Source organism: Aeromonas sp. QDB68 (assembly GCF_027707405.1).
GTDB lineage: Bacteria > Pseudomonadota > Gammaproteobacteria > Enterobacterales > Aeromonadaceae > Aeromonas > Aeromonas caviae.
This window is the reverse complement of sequence record NZ_JAPCIQ010000016.1, coordinates 19,531-35,739: the sequence shown is the minus strand read 5'-3', so window position 1 is coordinate 35,739 and position 16,209 is coordinate 19,531. Positions and strand designations below refer to the sequence as shown.

General features: G+C 62.3%; 10 protein-coding genes. 7 read left to right on the top strand and 3 right to left on the bottom strand.

Annotation, left to right across the window (positions count from 1 at the left end):
* Positions 1–45: 45 nt before the first annotated feature.
* The 3 genes from PG892_RS07520 (at position 46) to pbpC (ending at position 9,129) form a co-directional block, all read left to right on the top strand.
* Positions 46–1,734, top strand: a complete 1,689-nt coding sequence (locus tag PG892_RS07520) for an FAD-dependent oxidoreductase (protein ID WP_270825299.1) — start codon at positions 46–48, stop codon at positions 1,732–1,734.
* 176 nt (positions 1,735–1,910) lie between these two features.
* Positions 1,911–6,755 carry an alpha-2-macroglobulin family protein gene (locus tag PG892_RS07515; RefSeq protein ID WP_270825298.1) on the top strand — a complete coding sequence of 1,615 codons (4,845 nt, stop codon included), beginning with the start codon at positions 1,911–1,913 and terminating at the stop codon, positions 6,753–6,755.
* A 52-nt stretch (positions 6,756–6,807) separates the two neighbouring features.
* Entirely contained in the window at positions 6,808–9,129 is a 2,322-nt protein-coding gene (gene pbpC, locus PG892_RS07510) for a penicillin-binding protein 1C (protein ID WP_270825303.1), read from the top strand.
* Between the two features lie 88 nt (positions 9,130–9,217).
* On the opposite strand, the gene PG892_RS07505 is transcribed toward pbpC, so the two are convergent.
* Positions 9,218–10,177: a hypothetical protein gene (locus tag PG892_RS07505; protein WP_039038655.1), complete on the bottom strand. Its 960-nt coding sequence runs from the start codon at positions 10,175–10,177 to the stop codon at positions 9,218–9,220.
* 164 nt (positions 10,178–10,341) lie between these two features.
* Here PG892_RS07505 and thiI point away from each other — a divergent pair, with 164 nt between their 5' ends.
* Positions 10,342–11,790, top strand: a complete 1,449-nt coding sequence (gene thiI / locus PG892_RS07500; protein ID WP_270825297.1) for a tRNA uracil 4-sulfurtransferase ThiI — start codon at positions 10,342–10,344, stop codon at positions 11,788–11,790.
* Between the two features lie 75 nt (positions 11,791–11,865).
* Here thiI and PG892_RS07495 read toward each other — a convergent pair whose 3' ends face one another.
* Both PG892_RS07495 and PG892_RS07490 read right to left on the bottom strand, forming a co-directional pair.
* The gene (locus PG892_RS07495) at positions 11,866–12,258 is read right to left on the bottom strand and encodes a hypothetical protein (protein ID WP_039038657.1); all 393 of its coding nucleotides are present in this window, start codon (positions 12,256–12,258) and stop codon (positions 11,866–11,868) included.
* A gap of 101 nt (positions 12,259–12,359) precedes the next feature.
* The gene (locus PG892_RS07490) at positions 12,360–12,992 is read right to left on the bottom strand and encodes a trimeric intracellular cation channel family protein (protein WP_042863619.1); all 633 of its coding nucleotides are present in this window, start codon (positions 12,990–12,992) and stop codon (positions 12,360–12,362) included.
* A gap of 382 nt (positions 12,993–13,374) precedes the next feature.
* On the opposite strand from PG892_RS07490, the gene PG892_RS07485 reads away from it, so the two are divergent.
* From PG892_RS07485 to PG892_RS07475, 3 genes are all read left to right on the top strand, one after another.
* Positions 13,375–14,238, top strand: coding sequence for a flagellin N-terminal helical domain-containing protein (locus PG892_RS07485; RefSeq protein ID WP_214003360.1), 864 nt, complete (start codon positions 13,375–13,377; stop codon positions 14,236–14,238).
* Between the two features lie 592 nt (positions 14,239–14,830).
* Positions 14,831–15,691 (top strand): flagellin N-terminal helical domain-containing protein, encoded by an 861-nt coding sequence (locus PG892_RS07480; protein WP_214003361.1) that lies wholly within the window; start codon positions 14,831–14,833, stop codon positions 15,689–15,691.
* Between the two features lie 43 nt (positions 15,692–15,734).
* Positions 15,735–16,190, top strand: coding sequence for a flagellar protein FlaG (locus PG892_RS07475; RefSeq protein WP_234935923.1), 456 nt, complete (start codon positions 15,735–15,737; stop codon positions 16,188–16,190).
* The last annotated feature ends 19 nt before the right edge of the window (positions 16,191–16,209 follow it).

The following is a 16,209-nucleotide window of genomic DNA, read 5'->3' as shown; positions in this document are numbered from 1 at the left end:
TAAGTCTAATTTATTGGTCATTTCCTGTTGAGTGGAGTCTTGCAGATGAAACGGATCCTGATTGTGGGTGGTGTGGCCGGGGGGGCGTCCGCCGCCGCCCGTGCCCGCCGTTTGAGCGAAGAGGCGGAGATCGTGATGCTCGAGCGGGGCGAGTTCGTGAGCTTCGCCAACTGCGGTCTGCCTTATCACATCGGGGGGGATATCCCGGATCGGGATGCCCTGCTGCTGCAGACGCCGCAAAGCTTCAAGCGCCGTTTCAACGTGGATGTGCGGGTGTTTCACGACGTCATCGAGATAGACAGGGCCGGCAAGAGCCTGCTGGTACGCAACCTGCTGACCGGCGAAGAGCGGCGCGAAGCCTACGACGTGCTGCTGCTGAGCCCGGGCGCTGCGCCCATCCGGCCTCCCTTCCCGGGCATCGACAGCCCGGGGGTACACACCCTGCGGAGCATTCCCGACATGGATCGCATCCTGGCGGCGCTGGCGCACGACAAGCCCCGCCACGTCACCGTGGTGGGGGGCGGTTTCATCGGGCTGGAGATGATGGAGGCGCTGCACCAGCGCAAGCTGGATGTCACCCTGCTTGAGCTCTCCGATCAGGTGATGGCGCCGGTGGACAAGGAGATGGCCAACCTGCTCCACGCCCGCATCCGCGAAGAGGGGGTCGATCTTCGCCTGCGCACCGGCCTTGCTGCCATCGAAAGCCTGGAGGTGCCTGCCGAGAAGACCGCCGCCGTGGCGACCGCCCAGCGGGGTGGACTGCGCCTGACCCTGAGCGACGGCTCTCATCTCGACACCGGCCTGCTGATCCTCGCCATCGGCGTCAAGCCCGAGACCCTGCTCGCCGCCAAGGCGGGGCTGGTGCTGGGACCGCGGGGCGGCATCAAGGTGGATGCGGGCATGCGCACCTCGGATCCCTTCATCTTCGCGGTGGGGGACGCGGTGGAGGAGACCGACTTCGTCACCGGCGAGTCCGTGCTGATCCCGCTGGCGGGCCCCGCCAACCGCCAGGGGCGCATCGCTGCCGACAACATGCTGGGGCGAAGCGAAACCTACAAGAAGACGCAAGGGACCGCCATCTGCAAGCTGTTCGATCTGGCGGTGGCGAGCACGGGGCTGAACGAGAAGCGGCTGGTGCAGCTGGGGCTGCCGTTCGAGAAGGTCTATGTCCACCCGGGCAGCCACGCCGGCTATTATCCCGGCGCCCACCCGGTCAGCCTCAAGCTGCTGTTTGCCCCCGATGGCAAGATTTACGGCGCCCAGGCCATCGGCAAGGATGGCATCGACAAGCGCATCGACGTGCTGGCGGTGGCCCAGCGCGCCGGTCTCACCGTGTTTGATCTGCAGGATCTGGAGCTCACCTATGCGCCGCCCTTTGGCTCGGCCAAGGATGTGATCAACATGGCCGGGTTCGTGGCGAGCAACCACCTGAAGGGGGACACCCTGCTCTGCCACGCAGCCGAGGTGCAGGCTCGCCACCCCCATCAGCAGGTGGTGGATGTACGCAATGGCCCCGAGCTCGACAAGCTGGGCCGCATCCCGGGGGCGCTGCACATTCCTCTGGACGAGCTGCGCAGCCGTCTTGATGAGTTGCCCAAGGATAAAGAGCTGCTCATCAGCTGCCAGGTGGGACTGCGGGGTCACGTGGCCTGCCGCCTGCTGAGCCAGCACGGTTTTCGGGTCAAGAACCTCTCCGGCGGTTTCAAGACCTGGCAGACGGTGATCGCCGAGTAGATCCTCCAGGCTGAAATGGCCCGATTGATCACTCTGTATGCAAACGGGCCACTCCAGTGAGTGGCCCGTTTCTTCATCAGGGGCCGATGCCGCCGACATGGCAGTTGGTGTTCCCGGGAGCGACGCTTTATTCTATTGGCTCCTGCGCTGCGGCGATCCAACCCGGGATGAACACCATGCACCTCTCTCTCTCCTGCCCCGTGACTCGTCTTCCCCGTGTGGCCTGGCTGGCGGCGCTGCTGCTGGCCGGTTGCGGCCCCGACAAACCTGCCAGCCAGGTGCCGACGACTGACCCGATGGCCCGGCAGGATGCGGGGGCGCCCGCCTCCGTGGTGCAGGCCAATACCCGCCAGTATCGGGATGCCCCGGCGCTGGCGCTGGTCTTCTCCGGCCCCTTGGTGCCCAAGGCAAACTGGCAGAGTTGGCTCGGGGTCAGTGAAGGGGGCAAGCAGGTGCAGGGGGAGTGGATCCTGGCCGACGATGGTCGCACCCTCTATTTCCCGAACGTTCAGCCCGACAAGAGCTATGAAGTGAGCCTCAAGGCTGGGCTGGGCCCATCCCCCCAGCGCTGGACCCTCAAGACTCGGCCGCTGGAGGCGGGGGCGTCGTTTACCGCGAGCGGCATGGTGTTGCCGCTGCGCGACGAGCTGCGCCTGCCCATCAGCGCGGTCAATGTGGACGAGGTCAATATCGACTTCTTCCGGGTCGATGCGGAGTATCTGCCCCGTTTCCTGGCCGAGTATCGCCCCGGTGCCGGCATGGGCAACTGGGAGCTTGAACAGATCACCAAGCGGACCAAGCGGGTGTTCAGCGGCCGCTATGCGCTGGAGCTCGATGCCAACCGGCGCGAGACCCGCCTCATCAATGTGAAGGAGCCGCAGCTGGCCCAGGCTGGCGTCTACTTTGCGGTGATGTCACCCCTTGGCAACTACGACTGGCGCAAGGAGACCACCTACTTTGCGGTGAGCGACATGGGGCTCAGTGCCCGCCGTTACCGCGATGAGCTGGAGGTGTTCGTCAGCTCCCTGGCCAGCGCCGACCCCCTCAAGGATGTGCAGCTCTCCTTGCTCGACGAGAAGGGCAACCGGCTGCAGGTGCAAACCACCGACCCCCAAGGCCATCGCCGCTTCGATCAGGTGCAGGGGGCTCGCCTGCTGCTGGCCGAACAGGGCAACCATCTGGCGGTGCTGCGCCTTGATGGGGCGGCGCTCGATCTCTCCACCTTCGATCTCGGCACCCAGCCCTGGCAGGCCCAGCAGCTCTATCTGTTCAGCGGACGCGACCTCTATCGCCCCGGCGAGCGGCTCGACAGCGAGATCCTGCTCAAGAGGCAGGATGGCCAGCTGCTGCCGGGCATGGCGGTAGAGCTGGAGGTGAAACAGCCGGACGGCCAGCTGCTCGAACAGAAACGGCTGCTGCCGGACAACCTTGGCGCGGCCCACTACGGTCTGCGCCTGCCGGAGGATGCGCCGCTCGGGCGCTGGACCATCAACCTCAAGACCGCGGCCGGTAGCCGCTTCGAGTGGCCTTTTCTGGTGGAGGAGTTTCTGCCGGAGCGGCTGAAACTGCAGCTTGGCAAGGGGCCGGATGGGGAAGTGACGAGTCTAGACGCCGCCCTCACTCTGCCGCTGCAAGGGGACTATCTCTACGGCGCACCTGCGAGTGCCACCAAGGCGAAGGCGGAGGTGAAAATCAGCCGCGCCACCATGCCCTTTACCCAGTGGCAGGAGTTCACGCTGGGTAACGCGCTGCTCGCCGAGCAGGCCAAGGATCTCGAGCCGCTGAATCTCACCCTGGATGCGCAGGGGCAGGGGACTTTTTCGTTAGCTGATGAGCTCGACGGGGTGCGTGCCCTCGGGCCGCTGGAGGTGGCTTATCGGGTGTCGCTCTCCGAGCCCGGTGGCCGCGCCGTCAATCGCAGCCGCACCCAGTATGGCTGGCCCGCGGGCAGCCAGTGGCCGGCGCTCAAGGCCGATTTTGTGGCGGATCGGGTGGAAGGGGGCAAGCCGCTCCCCTTCCAGATCCTCAACCTCGATGAGCAAGGCCAGCCGGTGGCGGGGTCGGTGAAAGTGCGCCTCATCAACGAGTACCGCGACTACTACTGGCACTACGCCGATGGGGAGGGGTGGAAGTACGAGTTCAACAGCCAGCCCTATCTGGAACAGGAGCAGACCCTGCAGTTGGATGGCAAGGGGCCGACCCTGCTCACGCTGCCACTGGCGGCGGGCTGGTATCGGTTGGAGGTGGAGAACAGTCAGGGCCATCAATCGAGCCTGCGGGTGGAGATCGGCAGCTACGCCTGGGGCGGCGGTGGCGAGCAGGCTCGGCCTGACAAGATTGCCATCACCCTCGACAAGCGCGCCTATCAGGCGGGTGACAAGGCCAAAGTGACCCTGGTGGCCCCGCGCCCCGGCAAGGGGTTGCTGCTGGTGGAAGATGGTGACGGCCTGCGCTGGTGGCAGCGTATCGAGCTCAAGGGGGCCGGTGGCGATGCCAAGGATGCCCGCGGCGAGTTCGAGATCCCGGTCAGCCCCGAGTGGCAGCGTCATGATCTGCATATCTCGGCCCAGATCGCCGCGCCAGACAGTGACTCAAAGCCGGTGAGCCAAAAGAGTGTGCAGAGCCTGCGCTCGGTCGGTCTGGTGCCGCTCACCCTGGATCGGGAAGCGCGCCGTCTGCCGCTCACCTTGAGCGCGCCGGACAAAGCGGTGCCGCTCACTCGACTGGAGGTGACCGCCACCTCTACCCCCAACAGTCAGGGCCGCGTGGTGCTGGCGGCGGTGGATCGGGGCGTGCTCAATATCAGCGATTACCAGCCCCTCGACCCGTTCGAGATCTTCTTTGGTCGCAAGCGCTTCGCCCAGGATTTGTTCGACAACTATGGCCAGGTGATCCCGCCGCAGGATGGCAAGCTGGCCCGCCTCAACTACGGGGGTGACCGGGCGCCGCTGAAAAAGGGCGGCGCGCTGGAGAGCCGGGTCGAGATTGCCGCGCTCTGGAGCGGCGAGGTGAGTTTTGATGAGCAGGGCAAGGCGGTGATCCCGCTCGAGCTGCCCAACTTCAACGGCGAGCTGGCGCTGATGGCGCTGGCGTGGAACGAACAGCAGGTCGGTGAGGCCGAGCGCGCCGTCAAGGTGGTGGCGCCCTTGGTGGCCGAGATTGGCTGGCCGCGCTTTGGCGCCAAAGGGGATGAGACCCGGGCGCTGGTGCAGCTGCGCAACATGAGCGGCGAGGATCAGACCCTCTCCCTTGTCTGGACCCTCAATGGCGGGCTCAAGGCAAACGGCGAGCTGCCCGGCACCCTGTCCCTTAAAAATGGCGAGGAGCAGTGGTTGACCCTGCCGCTCACCGTGACCGGAGCAAGCGGCGTGGCAAGCCTGCAGTTGGCGGCTAGCGGCAAGGATTTTGCCATCAGCCGCGACTGGTCTCTGCCGCTGCGCTCCCCCTGGCCGGCCGAGACTCGCCAGCGTTACCAGATGCTGGCCCCCGGCCAGCAGATGAGCTTTGCGCCAGCTGAGCTGGCCGGTCTGGATCGCGCCAACCTGCAGGGGCTGCTCAGCCTCTCCGGTACTCCACCCTGGGATCCGGCAGCCCAGTGGCAGGCGCTGGCCGACTACCCCTATGCCTGTCTGGAGCAGACCTTGTCCCGTGCCTGGCCTTACTTGCTGACCACGGCCGATGAGCGGGCCGTCTGGCGCAAACTCGCAGCGGGCAAGAAAGCGGCGAGTGAGGCGGATGTGCAACGCGCCCTGCTGCAACGGCTGCAGCGGTTGCAACTGCCAAGCGGCGGTTTTGGCCTGTGGGATGGTCGCTCCGACGAGGAGCAGTGGCTCACCGCCTATGCCGCCGACTATCTGCTGGCGCGCAAGGAGGCGGGCGACTCCGTGCCGGAGGCGATGCTCAATCAGGCGCTGAACCGGTTGCAGAGCTATCTTACCGACAGTCAGTATGGTGAGCGCTGGAGCAGTGCTCCCGAGCACAGCCGGCTGGCCTATCAGGCCTACAGTGCCTATGTGCTGGCCCGGGTGGGCAAGGCGCCGCTCGCTACCCTGCGCCTTGTCTGGGAGCAGCAGGCCGATCACGCTCGCTCCGGTTTGCCACTCTTGCACCTCTCGCTGGCGCTCTCGGCCATGGGGGATGAGCAGAATGCCGCCAAGGCCCTCAGCCGGGCATTGGCGACCGAGCGCGGGGATGATTATCTGGGAGATTACGGCTCACCGTTGCGCGATGAAGCCCTCGAGCTCTCCATGCTGCGCCAGCACAAGCTGGCTGCGGAGATCTGGCCGGCCCTCAGTGCCAAGGTGGCCGATACCCTGGCTCACCGTCAGTGGCTCAGTACCCAGGAGCGGCTCGCTCTGCTGCGACTCGCCCGCGTCGATCCGGCCGTCGACTGGCAGGCCAGGGTGACCTCCTCTCTTGGCAGTGGATCCCTGAGCGGTTCGGCTCCGCTACAGCAGGGCACCCCCGAGGCACTGGCGGCGAGCGCCGTCACCAACGAGGGCAAGGGATCCCTCTATGTGCAGCGCACTCTGGTCGGTTACCCCGAACAGGCACCGGCACGGATCAGCAAGGGGATAAGCGTGACCCGCAGCTGGTTCAACAGCGACGGTCAGCGGTTTGATCCCGCCACAGTGAAGGTGGGCGATCTGGTGGTGGTACGGCTCAATGTCAGCAGCGAATCGGCGGTGCCCGATGCCCTGCTGGTGGAGATGGTGCCCGCAGGCTTTGAGCTGGAGAACCCGGCCCTTGGCAACAGCATCAAGCTCGAAGAGCTCTCCATCGAGGGGAAACCGGCGTGGCAGAGCGAGTGGAACGATTATCTCAAGCATCAGGAGTTTCGCGATGACCGCTACACGGCAGCGCTGGATCTGAGTGCCGGGAGCAACCAGCAACTGGTCTACCTGATGCGGGCGGTGACGCCGGGTCGCTATCAGGTGCCGCCGACTCAGGTGGAGGATATGTACCGACCCGAGATCCGGGCTGTGGGTGAGGATATCCACGAGGTGATCATCTCTGAGTAACAAACCCTCCCTTGAGCGGGTTCACCCGCTCACTTTCTGGCAGCGTGGCTGGCTGAAATTGGGTCGCACTGGCCACGCTTGCTGGCGCTGGCTTGGTCACCTGCCACGCTGGCTGCGTGTCTCGGTGCTGGGGATTGTCGCACTGCTGCTGTCATTGCTGGCGCTGGATCGACTCTTCCCGCCGCCGCCACTCGACCCTGCCTATGCACGGGTGGTGCTCGACATGAAGGGGCGACCGCTGCGCGCCTTTGCCGATACCAGCGGCGTGTGGCGCTACCCCGTGACCCTGGAGCAGGTCTCCCCTCGCTATATCGAGGCGCTGCTGGGCTACGAGGATCGCTACTTCTGGCGTCATCCCGGGGTCAATCCGGTGGCCATGGTGCGCGGGGTCTGGCAGTGGTTGCGCTACGGGCGCGCCGTGTCGGGCGGCTCGACCCTCACCATGCAGGTGGCGCGTCTTATCGAGCCCTACCACAGGAGCGTGCCCGGCAAGCTGCGCCAGATGGCCCGTGCGCTGCAGCTGGAGTGGCACTACGACAAGCGCACCTTGCTCACCGTCTACCTCAACCGGGCGCCGTTTGGTGGCAATCTTGAGGGGGTGCAGGCGGCAAGTTTTGCCTATCTCGGCAAGAGTGCGGCCAAGCTGACCCATGCCGAGGCGGCGCTATTGGCGGTGCTGCCGCAGGCTCCCAGCCGCAACCGGCCGGACCGGCATCCCGAGCGGGCTCGCGCCGCCCGTGACAAGGTGATGCAGCGGCTGGTAGCGCAAGGTATCTGGCCCGAACAGGTGTGGCTGGAGGGACGCATCGAGCCGGTGCTGGCCCGCGGTCACTTCACGCCGATGGAGGCGCCGCTGTTTGCCCGCCTCGCCGCCGACCATCAGGCCGGGGCCCTGGTGCACACCACCATCGACGGGGATCTGCAGCGCTGGCTGGAGGGGCGGGTTGCAAGCTATATCCGCCGCTTCCCCGAGCAGACCTCAGCGGCGTTGCTCCTGGTAGACAACAGAACCATGGCGGTGCGCGCCTATGTGGGCAGCGCCGAGTATGGCAATCTGCGTCGCCACGGTTACCTCGACATGGTGCAGGCGATCCGCTCTCCCGGCTCCACCCTCAAGCCCTTCATCTACGGTCTGGCCATGGACGAGGGGTTGGTGCACTCGGCCTCCCTGCTCTCCGATGCGCCAAGGCTGGGCTCGGACTATAGACCCGCCAACTTCTCCGGCGCCTTTCAGGGGCCGGTGACGCTGGCCCAGGCGCTACAGCAATCCCTCAACGTGCCGGCGGTGCAGGTGCTGGAGGCGCTGGGGCCGGACAAACTGGTCAGCCGTCTCGACAACGCCGGTGTGAGGCTGGCCCTCTCCGACAAGCCCAATCCGGCCATTGCGCTCGGGGCAGCGGGCATTCGGCTCGAGCAGCTGGTGGCGCTCTACAGCTCGCTGACCCGGCAGGGGCAGGTGGCGATGCCGGTCTGGCTGGCGGGGCAGCAGGTGGTGTCACGCCCCTTGCTGAGCCCGGGGGCCGCCTGGATCATCTGGCAAATTTTGAGTGCCCAGGGACGGGCAGATCAACCTTTTGCCAGTGAGGCGACTGGCCGGGTCAACCGACTGGCCTGGAAGACCGGCACCAGCTATGGCTATCGCGATAGCTGGGCCATGGGGGTCTCCGGTCGCTGGACCATCGGCGTCTGGCTGGGGCGCCCCGACGGCACCCCCATGCCCGGCTTTTATGGACAGAGTGCGGCAGTGCCGCTGCTGCTTTCTGTCTATTCGCGGCTCTCGGACAACAGCCCCCTGCCGGCACAACCCAACACGGTGAGCGAAGCGGAGATCTGCTGGCCCTTGGGGCGCAAGGGGAGCGCGACCCTGCCTGAGGCCTGTTTGCAGCATCAGAGCGCCTGGTTGCTGGAAGGGCGCGACCCTCCCACCTTGCCGGACCCCATGGATTGGCCCTCGCCGCTGCGCCAGGTTGCGCTCACTGTCGACGGCAAGCCGACGCTGACCCGCTGCCACGATGCGGCACAATCCGCTTTTAGAGCGCTCTGGCCGCTGTCGCTGGAGCCATGGCGCTCACCGGGCGAGCGGCGTCAGGCGCTGCTTGCCAGGGGCTGCGCGGGGGAGGGGCAGAGCGCCGAGCAGCAGGCCCCCATTCGTATCGTAGCGCTGGGGGAGGGCAACCTTATCCGCAGTCAGCGCTATCGGTTGCAGCCCAGGGTGCTGGGCGGTGTCGGCAAGCCGGCATGGTTTCTCAACGGGCAGCGGCTGCGCTGGGACGGGGATCAAGTAGTGAGCAAGGCGGGCCGCTATCAGCTGGTGGTGGTGGATGAGGCGGGAAACAGCGATCGCATCGAGTTTCGGCTGGAAAACCCCTCCTGAGGGCGTGGTGAGCGCCAGAATATTGACGGCATCGGTGATGGTCCCGATGCCGTCAGTTGATTGTCGATTCCCCGGCAGAGGCGGGGAGTCAGGGCTTGACCTGCCCCAGCCGGGTGAAGAAATGCCGGCTCTTGCGCTGGTGGAAGTGGCTCTTCTTGATGGGATGAAACACCAGGTCGCTCTGTGGGTGACTCCCCTTGAGGTGGTGGATCATCGCCATGGCCGGTAAGCCAGTACTGACGAGCGTGGTGAGCGGCAGGGTGACGGTCTCGGGTCCCAGCAAGGGTGTGAACCCCTGCTGGGCCTGCTCGAAGCGGGTCAACACGGCGGGTTCGGCGTAGCCGCTGCCCAGCATGGCGAGCAGGGCATCGAGGGCCTGATGGAACTCGGCGAGCTGCTGACGAAAGCCGCTTCGTCCCCGCAGGGCAATGAGCTCTGCCAACGGGATGTCGGCCAGGTGAGTGGGCACTTGCAGCGGGATCTCGAGGTGGAAGCAGTCCTGGCCGCCCCGGTTGTGGTAGCGGGATTCGAGCAGATGGAGCAGGCGGTCGAGATAGTCGTGATCGGTAATAAGCGCCCCGTCATTGGCGAGTGCCCACTCACGGGCGAGGCGCATGGAGAGCAGGTTGGCAAAGCGGCGCGCCATTCTGATCCCCCCTTCATCCTGCGTCGCAAAGCCGTGGGTCAGACAAAACCCGTGCAGCCGCTCCAGTCCCGCCTGGGCCGGGCAGAAGCAGTCGTGGTTGGGGGCTGAACGCCAGCGGGCGATGAGCTCCCTGTTGCCAAACACCTTGTGGCGGACAAAATCGGGGGCGACCAGGCCGGCAATCTGGCTCTCGACCTGGGGCGTGATATGGGCGAAGAAGGCGGGTTGTGGCGGCTCGGCCAGCAGGTCGGTTTGCTGGCGCAGGGTCTCCAGCAGGGCGGTGAGACCGCTCTTCTCACTGACGGTGAAGACGAAGGCGAGCCGCTCCAGATAGAGCAGGGCAAACTTGAGCCAGAGCTCGTCGCGTACCTCCATGCCGGGGTAGTAGATATGGGTTTTCATGGATGCTGTGTTGCCAGGATGCAGGGGTGGGAATATACGCATGATTGCCCGGATGCGGCAAACTTTGCGTGGGGGAATGTGAGCAGCCGCTCATGCAGTAGGCGCTGGTCACAAAGTTCTGATATAATTCGCGCCCTTAAATCAAGGCCACCCGAGTCATTACCATGAAGTTCATTATCAAGCTGTTCCCTGAAATCACCATCAAGAGCAAGTCGGTTCGCCAGCGCTTTATCAAGATCCTGCAGGGCAACATCCGCAATGTCCTGCGCCGCTTCGACGACGATGCCCGGGTGCGGATGGATTGGGACAAGCTGATCGTGAGCTCCCGTAATGACCAGTTCCGCGAGCAGGCCATCGAAGCCCTGGCCTGCATCCCCGGCATTCAGGCCTTCCTCGAGGTGCAGGCCAGCAAGTTTACCGACCTGCACGACATCTTCGAGCAGGTGAAAGCCGTCTGGGGTGATCAGCTCGAGGGCAAGACCTTCTGTGTGCGTGCCAAGCGCCACGGCAAGCACGAATTCTCCTCGCTGGAGATTGAACGCTACGTGGGCGGCGGTCTGAACCAGCACTGCGTGAGCAACGGTGTGCGCCTCAAGAACCCGGATGTGAAGATCAACCTCGAGATCGATGGCGAGGAGCTTTTCATCGTCAGCGCCATCCACCAGGGGCTGAGCGGCATGCCCATCGCCACCCAGGAAGATGTGCTGAGCTTGCTCTCCGGCGGGTTTGACTCGGGTGTCGCCTCCTTCCAGTTCATCAAGCGCGGCTGCCGGGTGCACTACTGCTTCTTCAATCTGGGTGGGGCGGCTCACGAGATCGGCGTCAAGCAGGTGGCCTATCACCTGTGGAACCGTTTCGGCTCCTCCCACCGTGTGCGCTTCACCGCGGTGGACTTCGAGCCCGTGGTGGCCGAGATCCTCGAGAAGATCGACAACGGCCAGATGGGGGTGGTGCTCAAGCGGATGATGATGCGTGCCGCTGCCAAGCTGGCCGACGAGTTCCAGATCCCGGCCCTGGTGACCGGCGAGTGCGTTGGCCAGGTTTCCAGCCAGACCCTCACCAACCTGAACGTCATCGACCGGGTGACCGACAAGGTGATCCTGCGCCCGCTCATCACCTGGGACAAGCCGGACATCATCAGCGAAGCCCGCCGCATCGGTACCCTGGAGTTCGCGGAGACCATGCCGGAGTATTGCGGCGTGATTTCCAAGAAGCCGACCGTGAAGGCCGAGCTCTCCCGCATCGAGGCGGAAGAGGAGAACTTCGACTTTGCCATTCTGGACAAGGTGGTGGCCGAGGCCCGTTACCTCGACATTCGTCGCATCGGTGAAGAGACCGCCGCCGAGGTGCAGGAGGTAGAGACCACCGCCGAGAGCGGTGACGACGAGGTGATCCTGGACATTCGCTCCATGGAGGAGCATGACGACAAGCCGCTGGTGGTGGAAGGGCGCGAGATCATGCATATCCCCTTCTTCAAGCTGGCCACCGCCTTTGGTGATCTGCCGAAAGAGAAGACCTACCTGCTCTATTGCGATCGTGGCGTGATGAGCAAACTGCAGGCGCTTTACCTGAAAGAGAAGGGCTTTGCCAACGTCAAGGTCTACCGTCCGTGATGTGACGGCAAGACGCGTATAAAAAATCCGGCCAAGGCGCCGGATTTTTTATTTCACTCGGATGAAGGTAGATGCTCAGGGGCAGGGGACCGGGGTGAAGGTTTCCTGACCCTGACAGCGCCAGCCCATCTCGGCCTGACGCATCTGCCACAGGTTGTTGCTGCGAAACAGGGTCAGGATGTAGAGCATGTCGCTACGCTGGCCATCAAGGGCCACCGAGAGCACCAGATCGTTGTCCAGCTGTTGAGCATGGATACGGGTGGGTACATCTTTATGGCCGACGAAGCGGCGAGCCACTTCGCGATAGTCGTTGACCCAGCCTTGCTGACTGCTGCTCGCCTGACGGATCTGCTGGTTGAACTGCTGCACCGGGGTGGATGCCAGACGCCCGAACAGTGCCTGTGCCCCCGCATGAGCCGCTGCCACCATCATCAGAACAAGCGTGGTAATGAGCCCAAGTTTTTGCATGAGGTTTTCCGGCTTGAAACGACCCCTGTATGACAACAGAAAAGCCGGCTTGGTTCAATCTTGTCCCTGCCGGGATGGGATCTCGCCCACTCTGAGGCTTCTCAGTTGCGCTGCAGCGAGAAGGTGGGCAGGGAGAGGTGCCAGTAGATGGCCGCCACCCGCAGACCAAACACCCCGAGCATGCTGATGAGCATGGCGCTGACCCTCTCTACCCCGACCTCCAGCGACAAGGTATAGAGGATGCCGCCCAGAATGCAGGCGGTGGCGTAGATCTCCTTTTGCAGCACCATGGGCACTTCCCGGGCCAGCACGTCACGGATCATGCCGCCCGCAACCCCCGTCATGGTGCCCATCAATACGGCGATAAGCCCAGATGTACCAAAGTTGAGGGCTTTTTGTGCCCCGATCACGGTAAAGAGCGCCAACCCGAAGGCGTCCGCCACCGGCAGCACGTACCAGGGCATGCGACGGGGCAGTTTGACCATCCACATGCCGATGAGCGCCGTGGCAATGACCACCCAGATATAGAGGGGGTCGCGCACCCAGAAGACGGGGGTTGCCCCCAGGATCATGTCGCGGATGGTGCCACCCCCGATGGCGGTGACCGCCGCCAGCACCATGACACCGAAACCGTCCATCCTGAGACGGCCCGCCACCAGTACGCCCGAAAACGCGAATACCGCAGTACCAAACATGTCGCTGATGTAAACAATCTGCTCAACCAGTGTCTGCATGGAGAACAACTCACGTCCAATAGATGATGGGGCGGCGATTTTAGGGGCAAGGTGTGGGGATGAGCAATGCTGGCGTGCAAAAGTGGGAGCCAGCGCCGGTTTCTGAAGGCTGGGTGAAGATCACGCTCCCGCCTTGTCTGATGCGGGCTGTGGCCACTATGGCCCGGGGGGCGGGCTGCCAGGTGACAAAAAATCCCGATTTTTTTCTCAAGGGTGAGGAATAGAGGCCGATATATAGGTTAGGCGGCGATTACTGCCAGAAAGGCAGAAAAAAGAAATTAAAGTCTTGTGAAAAGGCGCCGTTAACTAAACATATCAGGCACAAAACACAATAAAGCCTGAGTGAATTAAAGTTAAATTTTAATAGCTTAGGAGAAAAATCATGAGTCTGTATATCAATACCAACGTTTCATCGCTCAACGCTCAGCGTAACATGATGAACAGCACCAAATCCCTGGATACCTCCTACACCCGTCTGGCCTCCGGCCTGCGCATCAACAGCGCCAAGGACGATGCGGCAGGTCTGCAGATCTCCAACCGTCTGACCTCCCAGATCAACGGTCTGGATCAGGGCAACCGCAACGCCAACGACGGCATCTCCTTGGCGCAGACCGCGGAAGGCGCCATGGACGAAGTGACCGGCATGTTGCAGCGCATGCGCACCCTGGCTCAACAGTCTGCCAACGGTTCCAACTCCGCCAAGGATCGTGAAGCCCTGCAAAAAGAAGTGAATCAGCTGGGTGCCGAGATCAACCGTATCGCCGGTGCGACCACCTTCGCGGGCACCAAGCTGTTGGACGGCTCCTTTGGTGGCACCTTCCAGGTCGGGGCGGATGCCAACCAGACTATCAGTTTCAGCCTATCCCAGACAGATGGATTCAGTGTTTCAGGAATTGCTCTTGCAGCAGCTCAAACTGCTATCTTCGTTAGTGGTGCCACAGGTATAGACATTAGTACTCAAACTAAAGCTCAGGATGTACTTGGGGCTGTTGATGCCATGCTTGAGGTGGTTGACGGAAAACGTGCCGAGCTTGGTGCTGTACAGAACCGACTAGATTCTACTATCCGCAACCAGGCCAATATTTCGGAAAACGTCTCAGCTGCCCGCTCCCGTATCCGCGATGCAGACTTTGCCACCGAGACCGCCAATATGACCAAGCAGAACATTCTGCAGCAGGCAGCCTCCAGCATCTTGTCCCAGGCCAACCAGCGTCCGCAGTCTGCGCTCTCCCTGCTGCAAAACTAAGGGCTCTGGTGCCGAGAAAAAGAAAAGGGCGGTTGTTCAGGCCGCCCTGGTCAAGAGATGGAACAAAGGGGTGTTCGATTCGCACTCTGTTCTATCGGGAGAGAATCTATTCTCTACTAGTAAAGCCAAGTGTTGTACAGCTGTTCAGTGCTGTCACGCTTGGTCATCTTCTCCTGAGCAGATGCTCGTTTTAGGCCGGGTTTTCCGGCCATTTTTTATTGTGCCGTCAAATTGACGCCACTCCCCCATAGTAAGGCACAAACTGTGCCAAATATGTTCATTCATCCCTCCACGTTGGTTTCTGGTCTGGTGTCGTGTCCAAGGACATGGGGTGCCTGCCGTTTTCCGCTTGCCGGATAAAACTTGCCGCCTTCGGCAATTATTTTCCTAAAGCTTGTCGCTGTGCAGCCGTTAAATAAAGTGAAGCAATCGAGGGGTGTTCGGAATCCAACGTTTGCACTACTGCGGGTGGCCTGTCCGTTCAAACAGACACCCGCCAGAAGAATCAGGCTCGTTCAACCTGTTCTTCTAACGGTGGGACGTCGTCTAGGTGACGCAACCCGCAGTCGCATGTTCTTCAGGAGAATTAATTATGGCTATGTTCATTAACACCAACGTTTCATCACTGAACGCCCAGCGCAACTTGATGAATACCAGCAAGTCTATGGATACCTCTTACACCCGTTTGGCCTCCGGTCTGCGCATCAACAGCGCCAAGGACGATGCGGCGGGCCTGCAGATCTCCAACCGCCTGACCTCTCAGATCAACGGCCTGGATCAGGGCAACCGCAACGCCAATGATGGCATCTCTCTGGCACAGACCGCGGAAGGGGCCATGGATGAAGTGACCGGCATGCTGCAGCGCATGCGTACCCTGGCCCAGCAGTCTGCCAATGGCTCCAACTCCGCCAAGGATCGCGAAGCTCTGCAAAAAGAGGTAAATCAGCTGGGTTCCGAGATAAATCGTATCTCTCAAGACACTACCTTCGCCGGCACCAAGCTGCTGAATGGGAGCTATGGCGGTACCTTCCAAGTCGGGGCGGATGCCAACCAGACTATCAGTTTCAGCCTATCCCAGACAGATGGATTCAGTGTTTCAGGAATTGCTCTTGCAGCAGCTCAAACTGCTATCTTCGTTAGTGGTGCCACAGGTATAGACATTAGTACTCAAACTAAAGCTCAGGATGTACTTGGGGCTGTTGATGCCATGCTTGAGGTGGTTGACGGAAAACGTGCCGAGCTTGGTGCTGTACAGAACCGACTAGATTCTACTATCCGCAACCAGGCCAATATTTCGGAAAACGTCAGCGCCGCGCGCTCCCGTATCCGTGATGCGGACTTTGCCACCGAGACCGCCAACATGACCAAGCAGAACATCCTGCAACAGGCGGCTTCCAGCATCCTGGCCCAGGCCAACCAGCGTCCGCAGTCAGCCCTGCAGTTGCTGGGTTAAGCCAGAATCTCCAACAGCCACTGACTGATAGAAGGAGCAGCAGATGGCCAATGAATCGATAGCCATGCCCTCTGTTACTTCGACGCTAACTCAACATGGCGGCCCTCAGGCCGCCATGTCTGTTTCTCCATCCATCGCTGAGGAGCGTGTGGACGAACAGGCAGGTGTCGAGCCGACAACCAAGGCATCGCAGGAACCCGCAGCGCATATCAAGGCGTCAGCATCGCGCATGGAGAAGGAGCAACTAGAAAAGCAGGCCCAAGAATTGCAAGAGAAACTGGCCAACCTGAGCAAGGTGAAGGGGTGGACCATCAACTTCACTCTGATGCCTGAGTTCGATCAACCCGTGGTCAAGGTGATAGATGCCGATACCAGGCAGGTGATTCGCCAGATCCCGAGTGAAGAGATCCTCTTGATAAACAAGAGGTTGCAGGCCATGGAGCAGGCGGGGAACGATAGTGTCAACCTCTCGGGTCTGTTGTTCGATGGTCAGGTGTGAACATATTTTTTAGCTGATT

Bases quoted from the DNA above. Each gene is read 5' to 3' on its own strand.
- PG892_RS07520 (WP_270825299.1), top strand. From the start codon at position 46: ATGAAACGGATCCTGATTGTGGGTGGTGTGGCCGGGGGGGCGTCCGCC.
- PG892_RS07515 (WP_270825298.1), top strand. From the start codon at position 1,911: ATGCACCTCTCTCTCTCCTGCCCCGTGACTCGTCTTCCCCGTGTGGCC.
- PG892_RS07505 (WP_039038655.1), bottom strand. From the start codon at position 10,177: ATGAAAACCCATATCTACTACCCCGGCATGGAGGTACGCGACGAGCTC.
- thiI (WP_270825297.1), top strand. From the start codon at position 10,342: ATGAAGTTCATTATCAAGCTGTTCCCTGAAATCACCATCAAGAGCAAG.
- PG892_RS07495 (WP_039038657.1), bottom strand. From the start codon at position 12,258: ATGCAAAAACTTGGGCTCATTACCACGCTTGTTCTGATGATGGTGGCA.
- PG892_RS07490 (WP_042863619.1), bottom strand. From the start codon at position 12,992: ATGCAGACACTGGTTGAGCAGATTGTTTACATCAGCGACATGTTTGGT.
- PG892_RS07485 (WP_214003360.1), top strand. From the start codon at position 13,375: ATGAGTCTGTATATCAATACCAACGTTTCATCGCTCAACGCTCAGCGT.
- PG892_RS07480 (WP_214003361.1), top strand. From the start codon at position 14,831: ATGGCTATGTTCATTAACACCAACGTTTCATCACTGAACGCCCAGCGC.
- PG892_RS07475 (WP_234935923.1), top strand. From the start codon at position 15,735: ATGGCCAATGAATCGATAGCCATGCCCTCTGTTACTTCGACGCTAACT.